Source organism: Anaeromyxobacter sp. PSR-1, assembly GCF_000964525.1.
Classification (GTDB): domain Bacteria; phylum Myxococcota; class Myxococcia; order Myxococcales; family Anaeromyxobacteraceae; genus Anaeromyxobacter.
In genome coordinates this window covers 1-20,384 of sequence record NZ_BAZG01000031.1, presented here as the reverse complement: position 1 = coordinate 20,384, position 20,384 = coordinate 1, and the positions used below count along the sequence as shown (strand labels likewise).

Below are 20,384 nucleotides of genomic sequence, written 5' to 3'. Positions count from 1 at the left end.
GCTCACGGCGCCGCCTCGGCGTCGGCGGTGGCGCGCATCGCCTCCTCGAAGGACGTGACGCCCGCGGCCACCTTGCGCACCGCGTGATCGCGGAGCGGGCGCAGCCCGTCCTGGCGGGCGGTGCGGAGCAGCGCCTCGGGCGTGGCGCCCTCCGCCACCAGGTGGCGCAGGCGCGCGTTGACTGGGAGGACCTCGAAGATGCCGCTGCGCCCGTAGTAGCCGGTGAAGCGGCACTTCGGGCAGCCGCGGCCGCGGCGGGCCAGCAGCTTGCCGGCGTGGTCCTCGGGATGCGGCACGCCCAGCGCGTGCACCTCGTCGGCGGTGAGCGGCACGTCCTCGGCGCAGGACGGGCACACCTGCCGGACCAGCCGCTGCGCGGCGATGCCGGTGAGCGTGGCGGCGATGAGGAAGCTCGGCACGCCCAGGTCGCGCAGGCGGGCCACCGCGCTGACCGTGTCGTTGGTGTGCAGCGTGGTCAGCACCATGTGCCCGGTGAGCGCCGCCTGCACCGCCTGGGCGGCGGTCTCGGCGTCGCGGACCTCGCCCACCATCACCACGTCCGGATCCTGGCGCAGCACGTGGCGCAGCGCCTCGGCGAAGCCGGTGCCGGTCTTCTGGTTGGCGGCGATCTGGTTGAAGTCCTCGTGGACCATCTCGATGGGATCCTCGATGGTCACGACGTTCACCTCCGGCGAGGCGAGCGCCTGCAGCGCCGAGTAGAGCGTGGTGGTCTTCCCGCTGCCGGTGGGGCCGGTCACGATCACCAGGCCGTGCGGCCGCAGCAGCCAGCGCTCGAACTGGTCGCGCTCGTCGGGGAGGAACCCCAGCTCGGAGAGGTCGCGCACCAGCACGGTCGGGTCGAGGACGCGGATCACGACCTTGTCGCCGAAGGTGGTGGGGACGGTGGAGACGCGCAGCTCCATCTCGGCGTCGCCGCGGGCGGTGCGGATGCGCCCGTCCTGCGGGCGCTTCAGCGCGATGTCGAGCCGGCTCATGATCTTGAACCGGTTGGCGATGGCGCCGTGCACGGCCTTGGGGATGCGATGGACCGGGTGGAGCACGCCGTCGATCCGCATGCGGATGATCGACTCCTCCCGCCGCGGCTCGAGGTGGATGTCGCTGGCGCGCTGCTCGAACGCGTAGTGCAGCAGGTACTCGACCGCCGCGACCACCGGCTCGCTCGACGCCTCCAGCGCGTCGATGCCGGACAGGTTCACGAACTGCTCGAGGTTGGTGACGTCCGGGGCGCCGGCGCCGCCCTCCAGCTCGACGCGCGCCTGCGAGATCTGCTGGCGGAAGCCGTAGACCTCGGCGATGGCGCGGTGGATGTCGGAGGGCGAGGAGAGGACCGGCTCGACCTCGGCGCCGGTCAGGCCGCGCAGGTTCTCGAGCAGCTCCCGGTCGAACGGGTTCGCGGCCGCCACCACCAGCGAGCCGTTGCGGCGCTCCAGCGGGAGCACCGCGTGCTTGCGCGCGAACGGGCGCGACAGCGTCCGGGTGATGAGCTGGGCGTCGAGCTTCAGCGGGTCGATCTTGCGGTAGGGGATCCCCACCGCCTTGGCCACCGCCTGCGTGGCCTTGTCCTCGTCCACCAGCTCGGCGTCGCGCCGGGCGTCCGGGAACTCGAACGAGGCGAGCACCTCGACCGGCGAGAGCTCGGCGCGCCGCAGCGCCCGCCCGCCGCTGCGGGAGGCGCCGTCGCGGAGCAGGCGCGCGCGCTGCACGCCCTCGCGGGTGGTGGCGGTGCGGCGCGCGTCGTCGGTGAGGATCCCCTCCCTGGCGAGGAGATCGGCGACGAACTCGAGGGTGTAGTCGGTGGCGCGGTAGGTCCTTGGCACGCCGCGGGATTCTACCGCGGCGCCGGCGCGCGACCCAGCGCGCGCACCGGCCGGCGTGTGGGTGCGGCGACGCCGGCGTGCGCGCGCCTCGGCGAAGGGTTCCTGGGAGGGGGACTCGCCCGACCGGGCGAGCGGCTCAGATGCCTCAACCGACCGGGCCGCAGCCGCGCGCGGGCGCGCCGCCGCCGTCCGAGCCGGTCCGCGCCGCCGCGGGCCGCGACATCTGCCGGGACACCTCGCGTCCGTTGCACGCCGGGCACGCGACCTCGGCCTCGTCGGACCGCCGGATGATGAGCGTCTCGAAGGACTTGCCGCAGCGGGCGCAGGCGTACTCGTAGATGGGCATCGCGCGGGGTGGGAGCCGGTCCGGGCCGGAAGGGTTCAGCCGCGGGCGGGCGCCGGCCGCCCCCCGTCCGGCGGCGCCCGGCGCTCCCGCAGCACCTCCCCCGCCTCGGCCTCGATGGTGCTGCGCGCCAGGGTGATGGCCGCGATGACCAGCACCGCCATGGCGGCCAGCATCGCCACGCCCAGGCCGAACACCAGCACCGGCAGCTCCGGCGGGACCGCCCAGTACGCCTGGGCCAGCCACAGCAGGGAGGTGACCACGAACGCGAAGAGCGCGCCGTAGTTGAGCAGCAGCGCCCGCGAGTAGAGGCCGTGGCGGCGGTCCAGCACCTCGACCTGCTGCGCCAGCGTCGCCCGCCGCGCCGCGTGCGGCGGGAGCCCGCGCCACTCGCGCGCCAGGTCGCGGAGCCGCGCGGCCATGCGGGCGGTCTGGTTGTCGAGGCCGAGCGCGATGAGCCCGCAGGCGGAGACCATCACCGCCGGCGTCACCGCCGCCGCGATCTGCTGGAGCGCGCCCACCGGCGTCCAAGATGCACACGGGCGGGCGCGCCGCCGGGCCGCTCCCCTCCCCCGCGGGCGGGGGACCGGGCGCTACCGGCGCCGGCCGCCCTTGCCGGCGCGGGCCGGGCGCCGGGCGCGGGGCGCCTCGGGCGCGGACGGGCCCGGCGTGCCCATGAGCCGCGCGCGGTCCCGGTCGTACAGGCGGATCGCGTCGCGCAGCACCTCGAGCGCCTCGGAGCGCCCCTGCGGTGCGCGGACCAGCACCTTCTTGTTCTCGAGCGCCTTGTAGTCCTGGAAGAAGCGCTGCAGCTCGCGCAGGCGGTGCTGCGGCAGCTCGGAGACGTCCGAGTAGTCGGCGTAGTTCGGGTCGTCGGCGTGGACGGCGATGAGCTTGTCGTCCTGGCCCTTGTCGTCGCGCATCTGCATCACGCCGATCACCTTCGCCTGCATGATGGCGAGCGGCTGGATCTGCTCGGAGCAGAGCACCAGGATGTCGAGCGGGTCGCCGTCGTCGCAGTAGGTGCGCGGCACGAAGCCGTAGTTCGCCGGGTAGTGCACCGCGGAGAACAGGATCCGGTCCACGAGCAGCAGCCCGGACTTCTTGTCCAGCTCGTACTTCACCTTCGAGCCGGTGGGGATCTCGATGATGGCGGGGATCGGATCCTCGACGAAGCGAGGCAGCTCCACGTCGTGCCACGGGTGGTAGGCCACTGCGGTGAGTCCTTTCAGGGGCGCGGGCGCGCCGGATCAGATGCCCGCGCCGTGCGCGAAGCGCTGCTCCCGGACCTCGGCCTGGGTGACGCGGCTGCCGGGCGGCAGGCTGGAGGTGACCCAGACGTTGCCGCCGACCGACGACCCCTTGCCGATGGTGATCCGGCCGAGGATGGTGGCGCCGGCGTATACCACGACGTCGTCCTCGACGATGGGGTGCCGATCGATTCCCTTGATCGGGTTGCCGTTCTCGTCCAGCGGGAAGCTCTTCGCGCCCAGGGTGACGCCCTGGTACAGCCGCACCCGGTCGCCGATGATCGAGGTCTCGCCGATCACCACGCCGGTGCCGTGGTCGATGAAGAAGCGCTCGCCGATCCGCGCGCCGGGGTGGATGTCGATGCCGGTGAGCGTGTGCGCGTGCTCGGTGATGATGCGCGGGATGAGCGGCACGCCCAGCACGTGGAGCTCGTGGGCGATGCGCTGGTTGGTCACCGCCATCATGCCCGGGTAGGCGAAGATGGCCTCGTCGCGGCTCTTCAGCGCGGGGTCGCCCTCGTAGGTGGCCTCGACGTCGGAGGCGACCAGGCGACGGATCTCCGGGACGCGCGCGAGGAACGCCTTGGTGATCGCCTGCGCCTCCTCGAAGCAGTGCGTGCAGCCGTTCAGGTCGTGCCGCTCGGTGAACGCGAACCCGCGCCGGATTTGCTCCTCCAGCGCGCGCATGGCGCGGGCCAGGGTGGCGCCCACGAAGTAGTGCAGGCTCTCGTCGTGCAGGTCGCTGGTCCCGAAGTAGCCCGGGAACAGCACCGCCCGCAGGTCCTCCACCACCCGGATCACCGCCTCGCGCGACGGCAGCGTCACCCGCCCGCCGGCGCCGAACGCCGCCGCCGCGTCGCGGCAGAGCGCGTCCACCACCGGCGCGAGCGCCACCTGGTCCACCGCCGGAGCCGCCGGAGCCTTCACGCCGTCGCTCACTTCACGTCCTCCCAGAGCCAGGTCGAGAGGTAGCGCTCCCCGGTGTCCGGCAGGACCGCCACCACCAGCTTGCCCGCGTTCTCCGGCCGCCGCGCGACCTCGCGCGCGGCCCAGGCCACCCCGCCGTCGGAGATGCCGGAGAGGAGCCCCTCCTCGCGGCAGAGCCGCCGGGCCATGTCGCCGGCGTCCTCGTGACGCACGGTGACGATCTCGTCGAGGAGCTTGGTGTCCAGCACCTTCGGCACGAACCCGGCGCCCCAGCCCTGGATCTTGTGCGGCCCGGGCTTGCCGCCGGAGAGCACCGGCGAGTCGGCCGGCTCGGCGGCCACGATGCGGATGGACGGCTTGCGCGGCTTCAGCACCTGCGCGCAGCCGGTCACGGTGCCGCCGGTCCCGGTGGCGCACACGAGCACGTCCACCTCGCCGTCGGTGTCGCGCCAGATCTCCTCGGCGGTGGTGCGCCGGTGGACCTCGGGGTTGGCCGGGTTCTCGAACTGCTGGAGGACGAGGTACCGCGGGTCCTTCGCGGCGAGCTGCTCGGCGCGCTGGATGGCGCCCTTCATGCCCTCGGGGCCGGGCGTCAGGATGAGCTCCGCCCCGAGCGCCGCCAGCAGCTTGCGCCGCTCGATGCTCATGGTCTCGGGCATGAGGAGCGCGAGCTTGTAGCCCTTGGCCGCCGCGACGCACGCCAGACCGATGCCGGTGTTGCCGCTGGTCGGCTCGAGCAGGATCGTGTCCGGCTTGATCCTCCCCTCGCGCTCGGCCGCCTCGATCATCGACAGGCCGATGCGGTCCTTCACGCTGCCGGCCGGGTTCTGCATCTCCAGCTTGGCCGCGACCACCGCCCCCGCCCCGTCCATCACGCGGTTCAGCCGCACCAGCGGCGTGTTGCCGATGAGCTTCGTGACGTCGTCCGCGATCCGCATGTCGTCTCCTCGGGAGCCCGACCTTATCAAACCGGCCGGTCGCCGTCCGACTTAAGCGGCGGGCTCCGGGGACGCATCCTCGTCGGCCAGCGCGGCGTCGATCTCGGCCTCGGTGGCGGCGACCACCGCCTCCGGGCTCGCGTCGGCGGGACCCCCGGCGGGCGCGGCGTCCGGCGCGCCGGGCGGCGCGTCGGCGGCGACCGGCGGCGCGTCCGGCCGGTGGAAGAACGCGTGGACGGCCGCCGCCTGCCTCGGCCCGAAGCCCTCCACCTGCGCGATCTCCTCCGGCGTCGCCTCCCGGACCCGGCGCAGCGCGCCGAAGTGGCGCAGCAGCGCCCGCTTGCGGCCCTCGCCGATCCCGGGGATCTCCTCGAGCACGCTCTGGAAGTTGCGCTCGCGGCGCAGCTTGCGGTGGAACGTGATGGCGAAGCGGTGCGCCTCGTCGCGCAGGCGCGCCAGCAGGAACAGCTCGGCGGAGTTCTGCCGGAGCACCACCGGGTCCTTGCGGCCGGGCAGGAACACGCGCTCCGGGCTGCGCGCCAGCTCGGACACGAAGCCCTTCTCCGCCGCCTCGGCGGCGTCCGCGAGGCGCGCCTCCGCGCGCCGCCCGCGCCGCGCCACCACCCGCGCCGTCCCGAGCGCCGGGCCGTCCACCAGCCGGCTCTTGGCGAGCCCCACCAGCTCCACGAACGGTGCGTCGGGGTTGCCCGGCGACGGGCGCGTCGGCACGCCCAGGTCCTTCGCCGCCGCCAGCGCCGCGTTGAGCTGGCCCTTGCCGCCGTCGATGACGATCAGGTCCGGGAGCTGCCCCTCCCCCAGCGCCCGCCGCAGCCGGCGGGTGATGACCTCGTGCAGCATGGCGAAGTCGTCCTGCCCCGCCACCGCCTTCACCTTGTACCGGCGGTAGTTGGCCTTGTCCGGCTCGCCGTCCTTCATCGACACGCCCGAGCCGACCGCGAGGGCGCCCTGGAACGTCGAGATGTCGTAGCACTCCATCCAGCGCGGCGGCCGCGCCAGGTGGAGCGCCTTCGCGAGGGAGGCCAGCGCCTGCTCTCGCCGCTCGTCGTGCTCGTGCCAGGCCCGGAACCCCTGCTCCGCGTTGCGGCGGGCCACGTCGAGCAGGTCGGCCTTCGCGCCGCGCTGCGGGGTGAGCAGCCGGACGCGCCGCCCGCGCCGCTCCGAGAGCACGTCGGCGAGCGCCTCGGCCTGGACCGGCTCGAGCGGCACCAGGATCTCGTCCGGCGCGTCGGTGTGCTCGTAGTAGAGCGAGAGGAACGAGGACAGGATCTCCTCGGCGGGGAACTCCTGCTCGCGGAACGGGTGCGCCTGCGCGTCCTGGAGCTTGCCGGCGCGCATGGAGAGCACCTGCACCACCAGGTCCGGCCCCTCGCGGTAGAGGCCGATGACGTCGCGGTCGCCGCGGTCCGACATCAGCACCCGCTGCTTCTCCAGGCTCCGCTCGACCGCCTGGAGCTGGTCGCGCAGCCGCGCCGCCTCCTCGAACCGCAGCCCCTCCGCGGCGCCCGCCATGCGGCCGCGCAGGCGCTCCACCAGCTCGCCCTCGCGGCCCTCCAGGAACTCCACCGCGTCCTCGACCGACTGCCGGTACTCCTCCGCGGGCACCTCGTAGACGCACGGCGCCGGGCAGCGGTGGATCTGGTACAGGATGCACGGCCGCTTGCGGTGGTCGAAGACGTGGTCGCTGCAGGTGCGGAGCTGGAAGTGGCGGTTCACCATCCGAAGCGTCTCGCGGATGGACGAGGCCGAGGAGTACGGGCCGAAGTAGCGCGCCCCCGGCTGCCGCTTCTCCCGCGCCCGCCGCACCTCCAGGCGCGGGTACGGGTGGCGCTCGTCCAGCTTCAGGACGATGAAGTCCTTGTCGTCGCGCAGCCGCACGTTGAAGCGCGGCCGGTGCTTCTTGATGAGCTCGTTCTCGAGGAGCACCGCCTCCTTCTCGGAGCGGGTGACGATCACCTCGAGGTCGCCGAGCAGGTCGTCGAGCAGCGCCACGAACGCGCGCTGGTCGCCCCGACCCGGGTCGAAGTAGGAGCGCACGCGCGAGCGCAGGCTGGACGCCTTGCCGACGTAGACCACCTCGCCGGCCCGGTCCTTCATCAGGTAGCAGCCCGGCTCGGCGGGCAGCTCGTCCAGCTTCCTGCGCAGGTTCGCGTCCATCCGGGCAAGGAATTACCCGGAAACGGCGCGCGGATCACGCCCGTCCGCACGGACGGGCGGCGGGCGGACGCCCGTGCGGCGCCCGCCCGCCGGTCCGCTACCGCAGCGCCGCGGCGACGGCCTCGACCTGCGCGGCGGAGAGGTCCTTCAGGCCGGCCATGGAGCCGAGCCCGGCGATCGCGGCGGAGATCTGCGCCGCGGTGCGGCCCCGGACCGCCGAGCCGGCCAGGGGGCCGTGGCAGGCGGCGCAGCGGGCCGCGTACAGCGCCGCGCCGTCCAGCGCCGGGTCGGCGGTCGGGCCGGAGGGGACGCGGGCCGCGACCTGCTCGGCGGTGAACGAGGCGCCGTAGTGGTACACGATCTCCGCCCCGCCGTAGCCGGCGCCGCCGCCGGGCAGGTGCTCCGCCTCGACGAACGCCGGGTGCGGCTGCGCGTTCACGAACGCCGCCACGTCGAGCGCCTCCTGGTCGGTGAGCGTCAGCTCCTCCGCCGGCGGCATGTTGAACTGGATCCAGCTGCCCGCCTGGACGTTGTTCGCCATCCCCGCGCCCCGGTTGTACGCGCGCTCGCCCCAGACCGGCGGCGCGCCCACGAGGCCCTCCCCGTGCACGCCGTGGCACGGCGCGCAGCGCGAGTCGTAGATCGACGCGCCGTTCGCGGCCACCGCCTTGCCGGCGAGGGCCATGGCCTTGATGGCCGGGTTGGGGAAGGACCGGTTCAGCGAGGAGACGGCGCGGTCCGGGTCCGGCTGCAGCGGGAAGCCCTGCGACAGCCAGTTGATGTACGAGACGATCGCGAGCAGCGCCTCCGAGTTCTCCGGGAGCCGCGTCCCGTTCATGCTGCGCATGAAGCAGCCGTTCACGCGATCCTGCAGCGTGATCACGCCGCCGTCGCGGTCGTTGAACGCCGGGAACGACGCGGCGGCGCCGATGAAGGTGGAGGCGATGGCCTTCTTCCTCCCCGCGTCCAGGTGGCAGGAGCTGCAGGTGAGCCCGGACGCCCCGACGTACGGGGCCGTGAGCGGGTGCGTGTTCGTCTCGCGCAGCAGCCTCTCGCCGAGCTCGATCATGTAGGCGAGCTCCTGCCGCGCGCCGGTGCTCTGCGGGAGCGCCGAGGGCGGGTCGGGCATCGCCGCCACCTCGGCCCGGCGGGCGGCGAGGTACGCCGCCTGCGGATCCGCCGGCGCAGGCGCCGGCTGCGGGTCCGCGGGGGACGGCGCCGGGGCGGCGGCGCGCGAGCGCGACTCGCTGCAGGCCGCGAGGGAGAGGATCGCCGCGACGAGCGCGGCGGACCGGGCTGCACGGAGCATGGTGGCCTCCTTCGCCGGGCGGGGCGCCGGCGTGGCCCGCCTCGCGGGCACGGCCGGTGCCTCTTTCCAGGCGCGTGCCGCCGGGGCGCTGGTGGTAAGCTCCCGCCGCCCCAAGCGGATTTTTACCGCACGCCGCCGGGGCGGCACCGGAGGGTTGCAGGATGCAACGCGAGGACGCGCCGAGGTTGCAGGAGCGCAACGGTCCCGCCCGCCGTGCCGGGATCGGCGCCCGGATGCTGGCGACGATGCTGGGGGTGGGCATCCCGTCCTTCGTCGCGTTCTCGCTCGTCGTGCTCGGCGTCGCAGAGGGCCTGCTGCGCAGCCGCACCGAGTCGCACATCCGGACGCTCGCCGCCGGATCCGCGCGCGAGGTCCAGGAGCTGGTCCGGCACGGCGAGCGCACCGCGGCCGCCCTGGCCGCCTCCCCCGAGGTCGCCGCCGCGCTCGCGGCCGCGGAGCGGGGCCCGACGGACGGCGCCGCCTTCGCGGCGGTGACGGCGAGCTTCCTGGCGGCCCAGCGGCTCGACCCGGCCCTGCAGGCCGTCCGCGTCGTCGACGCCGAGGGGAGCGAGGTCCTCAAGGTGCGCGAGGGCAAGGTCAGCGCCGCCACCTCGGCGCGGCGCGGGCCGCTCGGCCTGCCCGCCATCCAGTCGATCCGCGGCCGTCCGTTCTTCGAGGAGGCGGTCCGCGCGGCGCCCGGGACCGTGATCGTCTCGAACCTGGAGCGCGGCCGGGTGGAGGGCGAGGAGGCGTGGTGCCCCGCCATGGTCCGCTTCGCGACGCCGCTGTCGTTCCCGTCCGGCGCCCGCGCCGGCGTGCTGGTCGTGAACGTCTGGGGCGCCCAGGTCGGCGCCCTGCTGAACCGGCTCATCCCGCCGGAGCAGGGCTCCGCGTTCCTGGTGGAGCGGAACCTCGCCGACCCGGAGCGCTCCGGCATCTACCTGTTCCACCCCGACGGCGGCTGCGAGTTCGGCAACCAGACCGGGACGCACGTCACCGCCTGGAAGCAGTACCCCGGGGACGTGGTCCGGTCGTGGATGGCGAGCGACGCCGGGCTCGGCGTCCAGCCCGGGACCGGCGACCTCCTCGCGCACGTCTACTACTCGCCCTACGCGCGCGAGGACCGCGGGTGGGTGATCGTGCTGGCGGCGCGCGAGGCGCACTTCGCGCGGCCGGTGGCGCGGCTGCGCGCGACCGTGGTCGGGCTCTCGGTGGTGGTGCTCGCCGGCATGGTGCTCGCCGCCCTGCTCATGTCGCGCACGCTCACCCGGCCGCTGCGGTCGCTCGCCGACGGCGTCCGGCGCCTGGGCGAGGACCTCTCGGTGCGCGTGCCGGTGGGCGGCGGCCGCGAGATCGCGGTGGTGGGCGAGGCGGTGAACCGGATGGCCGCGGTGATGCGGGAGCACCTCGCCGAGCGCGAGCGCTCCGAGCGGCAGCTCCGCGAGACCGAGAAGCTCGCCTCGATCGGCGAGATGGCGGCCGGCCTCGCCCACGAGCTCAACACGCCGCTCTCCAACATCCGGGCGCTCGCGTCGCTGGCGAAGCGGGACCTCGAGGCCGGGCCGGCCGACCCGCGGGCGCTCTCGCAGGACCTCGCCGACGTGACCGAGCAGACGCGCCGCTGCAGCGCCATCATCCAGGGGCTGCTCCGCTTCGCGCGGCGGCAGCCGCCCGCGCTCGCCGCCCACGACGTGGACGCGCTGGTGCAGGGCGCGCTGGAGCTGGTCCGGCTGCGGGCCGAGGGCAAGGGCGTGGCGCTCGCGTTCCAGCCCGGGCCGGCGCGGCCGGCGGTGGTGGACGCCGCGCAGCTCGAGCAGGTGTTCGTGAACCTGCTGCTGAACGCGATCGACGCCTCCGGCCCGGGCGGCCGGGTCGAGGTGTCGACCGCGGCCGCGGACGGCCGCGTCTCGGTGCGCGTGACCGACCACGGCGCCGGCATCGACCCCGAGCACCTGCCCCGCATCTTCGACCCGTTCTTCACGACCAAGGAGGTCGGCCAGGGCACCGGGCTCGGCCTCTCGGTCAGCTACGGCATCGTGCGGAGCCACGGCGGCGCGCTGCGGGTGGACTCGGCCCCGGGCCGCGGCGCGACGTTCACCGTCGAGCTCCCGGCGGAGGCCGCCTGATGGCCCGCGTGCTGGTGGTCGACGACGATCCGGTCGCGCAGCGCGTGCTGGTGCGGCTGCTCTCCCCGGCGCACGAGGTGCGCGCGTTCGGCGACCCCGCCGCGGCGCTGCGCCACCTCGCCGATCACGGCGCCGACGCCGTGCTCACCGACCTCCGGATGCCCGGCATGGACGGTATCCAGGTCCTGGCGCGGGCGCGCGAGCTCGACCCCGAGGTGCTGGTGTTCGTGATCACCGGCCACTCCTCGCTCTCGAGCGCCGTCGAGGCGATCAAGCGCGGCGCGGAGGACTACCTGGCGAAGCCGTTCGAGCCGGAGGACGTGGCGCTCCGCCTCGACCGCGCGCTGGAGCGGCGGCGCCTCGTCGCCCGGGTGCGGCTGCAGGAGGAGGCGGCGGCGCCCGGCGGCCCGGAGGGCGTGGTCCTGTCGGCGCACCCGCGCATGGCGCCGCTCCTGGAGATCGCCCGGCGGGCGGCGCGCACCGACTCGACCGTGCTGATCCAGGGCGAGACCGGCGTCGGGAAGGAGGTCTTCGCCCGGCTGCTGCACGCGTGGAGCCCGCGGGCCGGGCGCGCGTTCGTGCCGGTCGACTGCGGCGCGCTCTCGGCGACGCTGCTGGAGAGCGAGCTGTTCGGGCACGAGCGCGGCGCGTTCACCGGCGCGGTGACCCGGCGCGCCGGGTACTTCGAGGCGGCGGACGGCGGGACCATCCTGCTCGACGAGATCGGCGCGACCACGCCGGCGTTCCAGGTGCGGCTGCTGCGCGTGCTGCAGGAGCGGACGGTGCAGCGGGTGGGCGGCACCGCGCCCATCCCGGTGGACGTGCGCGTGATCGCCGCCACCAACGAGCCCCTGGAGCGCGCCGCGCGCGAGGGGCGCTTCCGGCAGGACCTGTACTACCGGCTCGGCGTGGTGACGCTGCCGATCCCGCCGCTGCGCGAGCGCCGCGAGGACGTCCCCGCGCTGGCCGGGCACTTCCTGCGCAAGCACCGGCACGTGAACCCCGCCGTCACCGGGATCTCGCCGGAGGGGCTCGCCAAGCTCGCCGCCTACGACTACCCCGGCAACGTCCGGGAGCTCGAGAACGTGATCGAGCGCGCCCTGATCCTCGAGCCCGGGCCGCTCCTGTCGCCTGCCTCGCTGCTGGTCGGCCCCGCGGCCTCGCTGGCCGGCGCCGCGGGGGCGCCGGAGGACGCGGAGCCGGAGGCGCCCGGGCCGCTCGCCATGGACGACGCGGAGCGCGAGCACGTCCTGCGCGTGCTGGAGCGCTGCGGGGGCCGGCGCGCCGAGGCGGCGCGGGCGCTCGGGATCGACAAGTCCACCCTGTGGCGCAAGCTGAAGCGCTGGGGCGTCCAGGACTGAGAGCACGTGAACCAATCCCCTCCCGTCGCCGCGGCGGCCGATCCGCGTCGCATCGCGTCGTTGCTCCTCCCTCACATGCCGACGGGCATGCTCGGTCGTCGCGCCTCGCGCTGCTCGCGTCTCGACCGCCTGGCTCGGTCCGCGGATTGATTCACGCGCTCTGAGGGCTCAGCGCCGGCGCCGGCGCTGCATGGGCCGCTTCGCCCCGCGCAGCTTGCCCATCGCGGCCGCGCTCGCCACCGCGCCGCTCCCGAGCGAGCCCCTCGACCCGGCGGCGCGCGCCGGCAGCCCGAGCTGCAGGTCCTTCAGCGCCTGCACCCGGTCGCGCAGCTGCGCCGCCTTCTCGAACTCGAGCGCGCGGGCGGCGTCCTGCATCTCCCGCTCGAGCGCCGCGACGATCTCGGGGAGCTGCTCGGGCCGGTACTCCGCGCCCTCCTCGGCCGCGAGCGGCACGGTGACGTAGTCCGCCTCGACCACCGCCATCCCGAGGTCGCTGATGTTCCGCTTCACCGTGGTGGGCGTGATCCCGTGCTCGGCGTTGTAGCGCTCCTGGATCTCGCGGCGCCGCGTGGTCTCGTCGATGGCCTGGCGCATCGAGGCGGTGATCGCGTCGGCGTAGAGCAGCACCCGGCCGTTCACGTTGCGCGCGGCGCGCCCGATGGTCTGGATGAGCGACACCGAGGAGCGCAGGAAGCCCTCCTTGTCCGCGTCCAGCACCGCCACCAGCGAGACCTCGGGGATGTCGAGCCCCTCGCGCAGCAGGTTGATGCCGATGAGCACGTCGAACTCGCCGCGGCGCAGGTCGCGGATGACCGCGCTCCGCTCGAGGGTGTCGATGTCCGAGTGCAGGTAGCGGCAGCGCACGCCCACGTCGGTGAAGTACTCGGTGAGGTCCTCGGCCATGCGCTTGGTGAGCGTGGTCACGAGCACCCGCTCCCCCGCCTCGGCGCGCTTGCGCACCTCGCCGAGCAGGTCGTCCACCTGCGAGCCCACCGGGCGGACCTCGATCTGCGGGTCCACCAGGCCGGTGGGGCGGATGAGCTGCTCCACCACCACGCCCTGCGCCTTCTCCAGCTCGTAGGCGGCGGGCGTGGCCGACACGTAGACGGCCTGCCGGACCAGCGCCTCGAACTCCTCGAACTTGAGCGGCCGGTTGTCGAGCGCCGACGGGAGCCGGAACCCGAACTCGACCAGCGTCTCCTTGCGCGAGCGGTCGCCCCGGTACATCGACCCGATCTGCGGGACGGTCTGGTGCGACTCGTCGATGACGAGCAGGAAGTCGTCCGGGAAGTAGTCGAGGAGGCACGGCGGCGGGTCGCCCGCCTTCCGTCCGGAGAGCCAGCGCGAGTAGTTCTCGATGCCGGGGCAGAAGCCCATCTGCTCCAGCATCTCGAGGTCGAACATCGTCCGCTGCTCGAGCCGCTGCGCCTCCACCAGCTTGTTCGCCGCCTTCAGCTCGCCGAGCCGCTCGCGCAGCTCCTCCCGGACGCCGGAGATGGCGCGCGCCCGGACGTCCGGCGCCGAGACGTAGTGGCTGTTCGGGAAGATCGCGACCTTGTCCAGCTCGGCGAGCGTGACGCCGCGGAGCGGGTCGAACTCGTGGATGGACTCGACCACGTCGCCGAAGAACTCGATGCGGACGGCGCGGTCCTCCTCGTACGGCGGGAACACCTCGATGGTGTCGCCGCGCACCCGGAACGTGCCGCGGTGGAAGTCGAGGTCGTTCCGCTCGTACTGGATGTCGATGAGCGAGCGGATGAAGCGGTCGCGCAGGAACTCCTGCCCGCGCTCGAGCCGCTGCAGGAGCCCGTGGTACGCCTCGGCGGTGCCGAGGCCGTAGATGCAGGACACCGAGGCCACGATGAGCACGTCGTTCCGGGTGAGCAGCGCGTGCGTCGCCGCGTGCCGCATCCGGTCGATCTCGTCGTTGATGGACGAGTCCTTCTCGATGTAGGTGTCGGTCGAGGGGACGTACGCCTCGGGCTGGTAGTAGTCGTAGTAGCTGACGAAGTAGTGCACCGCGGCGGTCGGGAAGAGCTCCTTGAACTCCGCGTAGAGCTGGGCCGCCAGCGTCTTGTTGTGGGCGATGACGAGCGTCGGGCGCTTCACCTGGGCGACCACGTTCGCGACCGTGAAGGTCTTCCCGGAGCCGGTGACGCCGAGCAGCACCTGGTGGCGCTCGCCGCGGCGCAGGCCGTCGGTCAGCTCGGTGATGGCCCGGGGCTGGTCGCCGGTGGGCTGGTACGCGCTCTGGAGATCGAAGGGCACCGCGGGAATCTAACAGCCCTCCCCGACGGGTTCAGCGGCCGCTTGCCGCGCGCTCCGCGCCCCCCTTTCCCTTCCCACCCAGAGTAATCTGGAGCCCCGTTCCGGGAGGCCCCCATGCACCCCCTCGCCCGCACCGTCCGCGCCGTCCCCCTGGCCCTCGCGCTCGCGCTCGCAGCCTGCAACGGGGGCACGAAGAAGTCGTGCCCGGCCGGCCAGACCGACTGCGGCGGCACCTGCGTGGACCTCCAGTCGAGCACGATCCACTGCGGCGCCTGCCTCCACGCGTGCGCGGCGGGGGCGGCCTGCACCGCCGGCGCGTGCGCCTGCCCGGCCGGGCAGATCCCCTGCGCCGGGCGGTGCGTGGACCCGGCCACCGACGCGGCGAACTGCGGCGCCTGCGGCCACGCCTGCGGCCCCGGCACCTGCGCCGGGGGCGCCTGCGCCTGCGCGGCGGGGGCGACCGCGTGCCCCGGCGCGAAGCCGGAGTGCGTGGACCTCCAGGTGAACCCGGCCCACTGCGGCGCCTGCGACGTGGCGTGCGGGCAGCCGGCGCCGGACTGCGCGGCCGGGAGCTGCACCTGCAGCCCGCCGCGGACCGCCTGCGGCGCGGTCTGCACCGACCTCCGCATCGACGCCACGAACTGCGGCGCCTGCGGGACGGTCTGCCCGCTCACGAACGACGTGTGCCTGGGCGGGGGCTGCCAGTGCCCGGACGCCCTGCCCGACGTCTGCCCGGTGACCGGCTCGCCGCAGACGTGCGTGAGCCTGGCGCTGGACGAGAGGAACTGCGGCACGTGCGGCCACGCCTGCGCCGCCGGCCAGACCTGCGTGGACGGGACCTGCGCGTGCCCGGCCGGCAAGGTCGTGTGCGGGACCGGGAGCGCCGCGGTCTGCACCGACCTCCTGACCGACGCGGCGAACTGCGGCACCTGCGGGACCGCCTGCGCGCCCGGGACCGCCTGCACCGGCGGCCGCTGCCTGTGCCCGGCCGGCGCGCCGCTCGCGTGCGGCGGGGCCTGCTGCCCGGGCACCGGCTGCTGCGAGTCCGGCACCGCCTGCCAGACCCCCCACGAGAACGGCTTCGGCCAGACGTACTACGACTGCGGCGCCCTCGACGAGCACACCCAGGCCCAGGCCGTCCTCGCGGCCCTGGCCTGGAGCGCCACGGGCACGACCTACGACGGGAACACGGTCTGCGGCACGTTCTGCCTGTGCCGGGAGACGGGCACCCAGGCGGCGGTCTGGTGCTACGCCGGCAGCCCGATGAAGGGGCTCGCGACCGTCAGCAACGTCGGGTCCTGCGCGATCGCCGCCTGTCCCTTCGCGGGCGGGGTGGCCTGGCACTAGCCGGGCCCGGTCCCCCTGGAACCTGCTCGACTTTTCACCACCCTGCGGCTACGTTACAGGGGTCCCACGCCTCTGGCGCGGCTCGGGGCCGACGGGAAGTGCATCCCGGACGAACACGGAAAGAAGTGTGCAGATGGCGAGTGGTACTGTGAAGTGGTTCAATGATGCGAAGGGCTTCGGCTTCATCTCCCAGGACGGCGGCGGCGAGGACGTGTTCGTCCACCACACCGCGATCGTTGCCGAGGGCTTCCGCAGCCTGCAGGAAGGGCAGCGGGTGGAGTTCGAGGTGAAGAAGGGCCCCAAGGGGCTGCAGGCCGCGAACGTCCGGGCGGCGTAGCCGCCGGGCGGAGTCGCACGTCGTGGGGGCCCGGCCGCTCGGCCGGGCCTTCGCGCTTTAGGCCCCCAACCTCGAAGGAGCGCACACCATGGCCTTCCACCCCGGAGCGACCAAGCGGCAGAAGGAAGCGGCGCGGCGAGACAAGCAGCGCCACAAGGAAGAGAAGAAGGAGCAGCGCAAGCGCGAGAAGGCGACCCGCGAGTCGAACCCGCTCGCGCCCGGCGAGGATCCGGACATCGCCGGCATCATCCCCGGGCCGCAGCCGCCGCTCGAGGACTGAGGGCGCGCGCCGTCGCGGCGCGTCCCGCCCCTACTCCACCTTCCACGTCGTGCCCTGCGGCCCGTCCATCAGGACGACGCCGCGGGCCAGGAGCCCGTCGCGGACGGCGTCGGAGCGCGCGAAGTCCTTCGCCGCCCGCGCCGCCGCGCGCTCCGCGATCAGCCGCTCCACCTCGGCCCCGTCGATGCCCCGCCGCGCCGCCGCCCGGTCGCGGATGGCGGAGAGCGCCTGCGCCGCCGGGCGGCCCAGGATCCCGAGCACCGCGCCCACGGCGCGCGCGCCGCGCGCGAACGCGGCCAGCCGCGCCTTCTCCTCGGGCGACCTCTTGCCCTTGCGGTCGGCGAGGGCGTTCGCCTCGGTGAACGCCTCGGCCACGATGCCCAGCACCTGCGGCGTGTTGAAGTCGTCGTCGAGCGCGGCGCGCGCCCGCTCCACGAACGCCGGCTCCGCGCCCGGCTCCACGCCCGCGCCCAGCCGCTCGGCCTTCTCCACCGTCTCGTAGAGCGCGGCCAGCCGGCGCTCGGCCTCGGCCAGCACCTGGTCGGAGAAGTTGAAGTCGCGGCGGTAGTGCGTGCCGAGCAGGAAGAAGCGCAGCGCCTCGCCGTCGAAGCGCGCCAGCACGTCGCGGATGGTGAAGAAGTTGCCGAGCGACTTCGACATCTTCTCGTCGTCGATCTGGACGAAGCCGTTGTGCATCCAGTACCGCGCGAAGTCCTCGGCGTGCAGGCCGTCGCTGGTGGCGGCCACCGACTGCGCGATCTCGTTGGTGTGGTGCGGGAACACGAGATCCTTGCCGCCGGCGTGCAGGTCGATGGGCGCGCCCAGGTGCTTCTGCGTCATGGCCGAGCACTCGATGTGCCAGCCCGGCCGGCCCTTGCCCCAGGGCGAGTCCCAGGCCGGCTCGCCCGGCTTGGCCGCCTTCCACAGCGCGAAGTCGAGCGGGTCGCGCTTGGCCTCGCCCGGCTCCACCCGCGCCCCGGCGATGAGGTCGTCCAGGTTGCGCTTCGAGAGCCGCCCGTACTCGGGGAACTTGCGGACCGCGTAGTAGACGTCGCCGTTCCCGGGGGCGTAGGCGAAGCCCCGCTCCACCAGGCGCGCGATGAGCGCGACGATCTCCGGGATGTGGCCGGACACCCGCGGCTCGACGTCCGGGCGCAGGTTCCCGAGCGCGTCCATGTCCTCGTGGAACGCGTCGGCGAAGCGGGCCGCGAGCGCGATGGGATCCTCGCCGCGCTCGTTGGCGCGCTGGATGATCTTGTCGTCCACGTCGGTGAAGTTGCGGACGAACCGCACCTCGAGGCCGCGGGCGCGCAGGTGGCGGACCACCACGTCCCAGACCACGTAGCAGCGGGCGTGGCCGAGGTGCGAGTAGTCGTAGACGGTGGGCCCGCACACGTAGAGCCGCAGCTTGCCCGGCTCGAGGGGGACCAGCTCGCGCTTCTGCGCGGTCAGGGTGTCGTGGACCTGGATGCTCATCTCTGTCGTGTCCCGTTCGTCGGCGGGGATCCGGCTCAGCCGGCCGCGCGCACCAGCAGGGCGATCGCGTGCGCGGCGACGCCCTCCTCGCGGCCGACGAAGCCCATGCCCTCGCCGGTGGTGGCCTTCACGTTGACCTGGGCCGGGGAGATCCCGAGCGCCCCGGCCAGCCGCGCGCGCATCTCCTCGGCGCGCGGCGCGATCTTCGGCCGCTTCGCGGCCAGCGTCACGTCGCAGTTGCCCACCCGCCAGCCGCGCTCGGCCGCCTTCGCGGCGATCTCGCGGAGCAGCGCCAGCGAGGAGACGCCCTTCCAGCGCGGGTCGGTGTCGGGGAAGTGCCGGCCCAGGTCGCCGAGCCCGGCCGCGCCCAGGATGGCGTCGCCGATGGCGTGCGCGCAGACGTCGGCGTCGGAGTGGCCGAGCAGCCCGTCGCCCTCGAACTCCACGCCCCCGAGCACGAGCCGGCGGCCCGGCGCGAAGCGGTGGGTGTCGTAGCCGACGCCCGTCGCGACCGGCGCCTCGAGCAGCGCGCGGGCCCGGCGCACGTCGTCCGGCCCGGTGATCTTGAAGTTCCCGGCCTCGCCCGGCACCAGCGTGACCGGGGCCCCGGCCGCCTCGACCAGCGCGCACTCGTCGGTCGCCGCGGAGGCGGACGGCCCGGCCGCGGCGTAGGCCTGCTCGAGCACCGCGCGGCGGAAGCCCTGCGGCGTCTGCGCCAGCCACACGGTGCGGCGGTCCAGCGTCTCGACGACGCGCGGCACCTCGGCGCCGGCGTCGGCGCGCTTGACCGTGTCGGTGGCCGGGAGCGCCGCCAGCGCCGCGCCGTCGCGCGCGGCGGCCTCGGCCACCCGCCCCGCCAGCGCCGCGCTCGCGAACGGCCGGGCGGCGTCGTGCACGAGCACCACCGCGCCGTCCGCGGCGGCGAGCCCGTTCCGCACCGAGTCGGCCCGCGCCGCGCCGCCGGTCACGGCGCGCACCGGCTTCCCCAGCCCGGCCAGCTCCGCCTCGCCGCGCGCCTCGTCGCCGGGCGGCACCACCACCACGAGCCCGTCCACGGCGTCGCAGGCCGCGAGCACCCGCGCCGAGCGGCGCAGCACCGTCTCGCCGCCCAGCACCAGCCACTGCTTGGCGACGCCGGCCCGCTGCCCCGAGCCGCCCGCCGCCAGGATCCCGATCACGCGCTCGCCGCGGATCACCTCGTCGCCTCCTCGCGGCGCGCGCGCCGCCCGTCCCCGCGGCGCCGGCTGGCACCGCCCCTGCTACCGCCCGGACGCGTGCCGCACCCGGGCCCAGACGTCAAGCGATCCGCGCCGAGACGCGACCGCCGCGCGGACTTCCGTCCGTGCGGCGGCCCCGGGTCCCGCGGAGGGGGATCAACAGTTGAAGATCTTCTTCAGGTCGTCCTCGACGTCCTGCTCGTCGCACGCCTTGGCGATGGCGAGCTCCTTGATGAGCAGCGAGCGCGCCGTGTCGAGCATCTTCCGCTCGCCGAACGAGAGGTCCTTGTCCGACCGGAGCAGGTAGAGGTCGCGGAGCACCTCGGCGATCTCGAACACGCTGCCGGTCTTGATCTTGTCCATGTACTCCCGGTAGCGGCGGTTCCAGGTGGTGGAGTCCACCGAGACCTCCTTCTCCCGGAGGATCCCGTAGACCCGGCGGACGTCCTTCTCCCCGATGATCTCCCGCAGGCCGACGGAGCCGACCTTGTTCATGGGGATCATGATCTTCATCCCGTTCTCCAGGATGCGGAGCACGTAGAAGGACTGCCGCTGCCCGGCGACCTCCTTGTGCTCGATGCCCATGACCTCGCCGACCCCCTGCCCGGGGTAGACGGCCTTGTCCCCGACCTTGAAATTCGGGGCGACCTGAGTAGCCTGCGTTGCGGACATTCCTTCCTCCGCTCCACCGCCGGTGCCGATGGCCGACCGGACGGGTCGACTACGGGGCGGGAGCTTAGTCGCGGGAGACTACCACAGCTCCCCGACACGGTCAATAACACTCGAAATTTCGAGCATATTCGCGACGCCCTCCCTGGGACGGCCGCCTGCGTCATGGGGCGTGCGCAGGCCGCGGAGGCGCCCCGGTGACGCGCCGCCCGCTGCTCCTGCCGGCCCTCGGCCTGGCGCTGGGCGTGGGCCTGGGGCTGGAGGGCGCCGCCGTGCCGCCCGCCGCGCTGGGCGCCCTGCCGCTCGCGCTCCTCCCCCGCCTCGCGCCGCTCGCCTTCGGGGCGGCCGGCTGGCTGGCCGCCGCCTCGGCGCGCGTCCCGCCGGCCGCTCCCCCCGGCGGCGCGGTGCAGGTGCGCGGCCGCGTGGTGGGCGCGCCCGACCGCCTGGAGGACCGGATCCGCTTCCCGGTCCGCACCGCGGGCGGCGCGCTCCTGGAGGCGTGGGCGGAGCCCACCCCGTGGCC

The 20,384-nt window shown here is 74.4% G+C and carries 17 protein-coding genes and 1 pseudogene; 6 read left to right on the top strand and 12 right to left on the bottom strand.

The features are described 5' to 3' along the window. Positions 1–2: 2 nt before the first annotated feature. The 8 genes from PSR1_RS07525 to PSR1_RS07490 all read right to left on the bottom strand — a co-directional run bounded on the left by PSR1_RS07525 (position 3) and on the right by PSR1_RS07490 (position 8,780). Positions 3–1,838 (bottom strand): GspE/PulE family protein, encoded by a 1,836-nt coding sequence (locus PSR1_RS07525; RefSeq protein ID WP_059436997.1) that lies wholly within the window; start codon positions 1,836–1,838, stop codon positions 3–5. 145 nt (positions 1,839–1,983) lie between these two features. Next, entirely contained in the window at positions 1,984–2,184 is a 201-nt protein-coding gene (locus tag PSR1_RS07520) for a zinc ribbon domain-containing protein (protein WP_041453372.1), read from the bottom strand. A gap of 35 nt (positions 2,185–2,219) precedes the next feature. Beyond that, positions 2,220–2,702, bottom strand: a complete 483-nt coding sequence (locus PSR1_RS07515) for a DUF2721 domain-containing protein (protein WP_059436996.1) — start codon at positions 2,700–2,702, stop codon at positions 2,220–2,222. A gap of 72 nt (positions 2,703–2,774) precedes the next feature. Further along, positions 2,775–3,395: an inorganic diphosphatase gene (locus PSR1_RS07510; protein ID WP_059436995.1), complete on the bottom strand. Its 621-nt coding sequence runs from the start codon at positions 3,393–3,395 to the stop codon at positions 2,775–2,777. Between the two features lie 36 nt (positions 3,396–3,431). Then, positions 3,432–4,370: a serine O-acetyltransferase EpsC gene (gene epsC, locus PSR1_RS07505; protein WP_059436994.1), complete on the bottom strand. Its 939-nt coding sequence runs from the start codon at positions 4,368–4,370 to the stop codon at positions 3,432–3,434. Further along, the gene (gene cysK, locus PSR1_RS07500) at positions 4,367–5,296 is read right to left on the bottom strand and encodes a cysteine synthase A (protein WP_059436993.1); all 930 of its coding nucleotides are present in this window, start codon (positions 5,294–5,296) and stop codon (positions 4,367–4,369) included. Before cysK ends, epsC begins: the two co-directional genes overlap by 4 nt. A 51-nt stretch (positions 5,297–5,347) precedes the next feature. After that, positions 5,348–7,471: an excinuclease ABC subunit UvrC gene (uvrC, locus tag PSR1_RS07495; RefSeq protein ID WP_059436992.1), complete on the bottom strand. Its 2,124-nt coding sequence runs from the start codon at positions 7,469–7,471 to the stop codon at positions 5,348–5,350. A 97-nt stretch (positions 7,472–7,568) separates the two neighbouring features. Next, a complete protein-coding gene (locus PSR1_RS07490; protein WP_059437012.1) occupies positions 7,569–8,780 on the bottom strand; it encodes a c-type cytochrome in 1,212 nt (403 codons plus the stop codon). A 161-nt stretch (positions 8,781–8,941) separates the two neighbouring features. Here PSR1_RS07490 and PSR1_RS07485 point away from each other — a divergent pair, with 161 nt between their 5' ends. Both PSR1_RS07485 and PSR1_RS07480 read left to right on the top strand, forming a co-directional pair. Next, entirely contained in the window at positions 8,942–10,906 is a 1,965-nt protein-coding gene (locus PSR1_RS07485) for a sensor histidine kinase (RefSeq protein ID WP_237757863.1), read from the top strand. Continuing rightward, positions 10,906–12,267: a sigma-54 dependent transcriptional regulator gene (locus PSR1_RS07480; RefSeq protein ID WP_059436991.1), complete on the top strand. Its 1,362-nt coding sequence runs from the start codon at positions 10,906–10,908 to the stop codon at positions 12,265–12,267. The genes PSR1_RS07485 and PSR1_RS07480 overlap by 1 nt, the downstream gene beginning before the upstream one ends. Positions 12,268–12,435: 168 nt before the next feature. Here the strand turns inward: PSR1_RS07480 and uvrB are convergent, their stop codons facing one another. After that, positions 12,436–14,535 (bottom strand): excinuclease ABC subunit UvrB, encoded by a 2,100-nt coding sequence (uvrB, locus tag PSR1_RS07475; RefSeq protein ID WP_059436990.1) that lies wholly within the window; start codon positions 14,533–14,535, stop codon positions 12,436–12,438. Positions 14,536–14,649: 114 nt separating this feature from the next. Here uvrB and PSR1_RS07470 point away from each other — a divergent pair, with 114 nt between their 5' ends. The 3 genes from PSR1_RS07470 (at position 14,650) to PSR1_RS07460 (ending at position 16,499) form a co-directional block, all read left to right on the top strand. After that, positions 14,650–15,882 (top strand): MXAN_6577-like cysteine-rich protein, encoded by a 1,233-nt coding sequence (locus tag PSR1_RS07470; RefSeq protein WP_059436989.1) that lies wholly within the window; start codon positions 14,650–14,652, stop codon positions 15,880–15,882. Positions 15,883–16,015: 133 nt separating this feature from the next. Next, a complete protein-coding gene (locus PSR1_RS07465) occupies positions 16,016–16,219 on the top strand; it encodes a cold-shock protein (protein WP_059436988.1) in 204 nt (67 codons plus the stop codon). A gap of 88 nt (positions 16,220–16,307) precedes the next feature. After that, positions 16,308–16,499 carry a hypothetical protein gene (locus tag PSR1_RS07460; RefSeq protein WP_059436987.1) on the top strand — a complete coding sequence of 64 codons (192 nt, stop codon included), beginning with the start codon at positions 16,308–16,310 and terminating at the stop codon, positions 16,497–16,499. Positions 16,500–16,529: 30 nt separating this feature from the next. Here PSR1_RS07460 and cysS read toward each other — a convergent pair whose 3' ends face one another. The 3 genes from cysS to PSR1_RS07445 form a co-directional block, all read right to left on the bottom strand. Continuing rightward, a complete protein-coding gene (cysS, locus tag PSR1_RS07455; protein ID WP_059436986.1) occupies positions 16,530–17,975 on the bottom strand; it encodes a cysteine--tRNA ligase in 1,446 nt (481 codons plus the stop codon). Positions 17,976–18,010: 35 nt separating this feature from the next. Continuing rightward, entirely contained in the window at positions 18,011–19,171 is a 1,161-nt protein-coding gene (gene ispD, locus PSR1_RS07450) for a 2-C-methyl-D-erythritol 4-phosphate cytidylyltransferase (RefSeq protein ID WP_059436985.1), read from the bottom strand. A 177-nt stretch (positions 19,172–19,348) separates the two neighbouring features. Further along, positions 19,349–19,864, bottom strand: a complete 516-nt coding sequence (locus tag PSR1_RS07445) for a CarD family transcriptional regulator (RefSeq protein ID WP_011420328.1) — start codon at positions 19,862–19,864, stop codon at positions 19,349–19,351. A gap of 194 nt (positions 19,865–20,058) precedes the next feature. Here PSR1_RS07445 and PSR1_RS07440 point away from each other — a divergent pair. Continuing rightward, a pseudogene (locus PSR1_RS07440) lies at positions 20,059–20,384 on the top strand (DNA internalization-related competence protein ComEC/Rec2); the annotation flags it as partial.

Bases quoted from the DNA above. Each gene is read 5' to 3' on its own strand.
- PSR1_RS07520 (WP_041453372.1), bottom strand. From the start codon at position 2,184: ATGCCCATCTACGAGTACGCCTGCGCCCGCTGCGGCAAGTCCTTCGAG.
- cysK (WP_059436993.1), bottom strand. From the start codon at position 5,296: ATGCGGATCGCGGACGACGTCACGAAGCTCATCGGCAACACGCCGCTG.
- uvrC (WP_059436992.1), bottom strand. From the start codon at position 7,471: ATGGACGCGAACCTGCGCAGGAAGCTGGACGAGCTGCCCGCCGAGCCG.
- PSR1_RS07490 (WP_059437012.1), bottom strand. From the start codon at position 8,780: ATGCTCCGTGCAGCCCGGTCCGCCGCGCTCGTCGCGGCGATCCTCTCC.
- PSR1_RS07485 (WP_237757863.1), top strand. From the start codon at position 8,942: ATGCAACGCGAGGACGCGCCGAGGTTGCAGGAGCGCAACGGTCCCGCC.
- PSR1_RS07480 (WP_059436991.1), top strand. From the start codon at position 10,906: ATGGCCCGCGTGCTGGTGGTCGACGACGATCCGGTCGCGCAGCGCGTG.
- PSR1_RS07470 (WP_059436989.1), top strand. From the start codon at position 14,650: ATGCACCCCCTCGCCCGCACCGTCCGCGCCGTCCCCCTGGCCCTCGCG.
- PSR1_RS07465 (WP_059436988.1), top strand. From the start codon at position 16,016: ATGGCGAGTGGTACTGTGAAGTGGTTCAATGATGCGAAGGGCTTCGGC.
- PSR1_RS07460 (WP_059436987.1), top strand. From the start codon at position 16,308: ATGGCCTTCCACCCCGGAGCGACCAAGCGGCAGAAGGAAGCGGCGCGG.
- cysS (WP_059436986.1), bottom strand. From the start codon at position 17,975: ATGAGCATCCAGGTCCACGACACCCTGACCGCGCAGAAGCGCGAGCTG.
- PSR1_RS07445 (WP_011420328.1), bottom strand. From the start codon at position 19,864: ATGTCCGCAACGCAGGCTACTCAGGTCGCCCCGAATTTCAAGGTCGGG.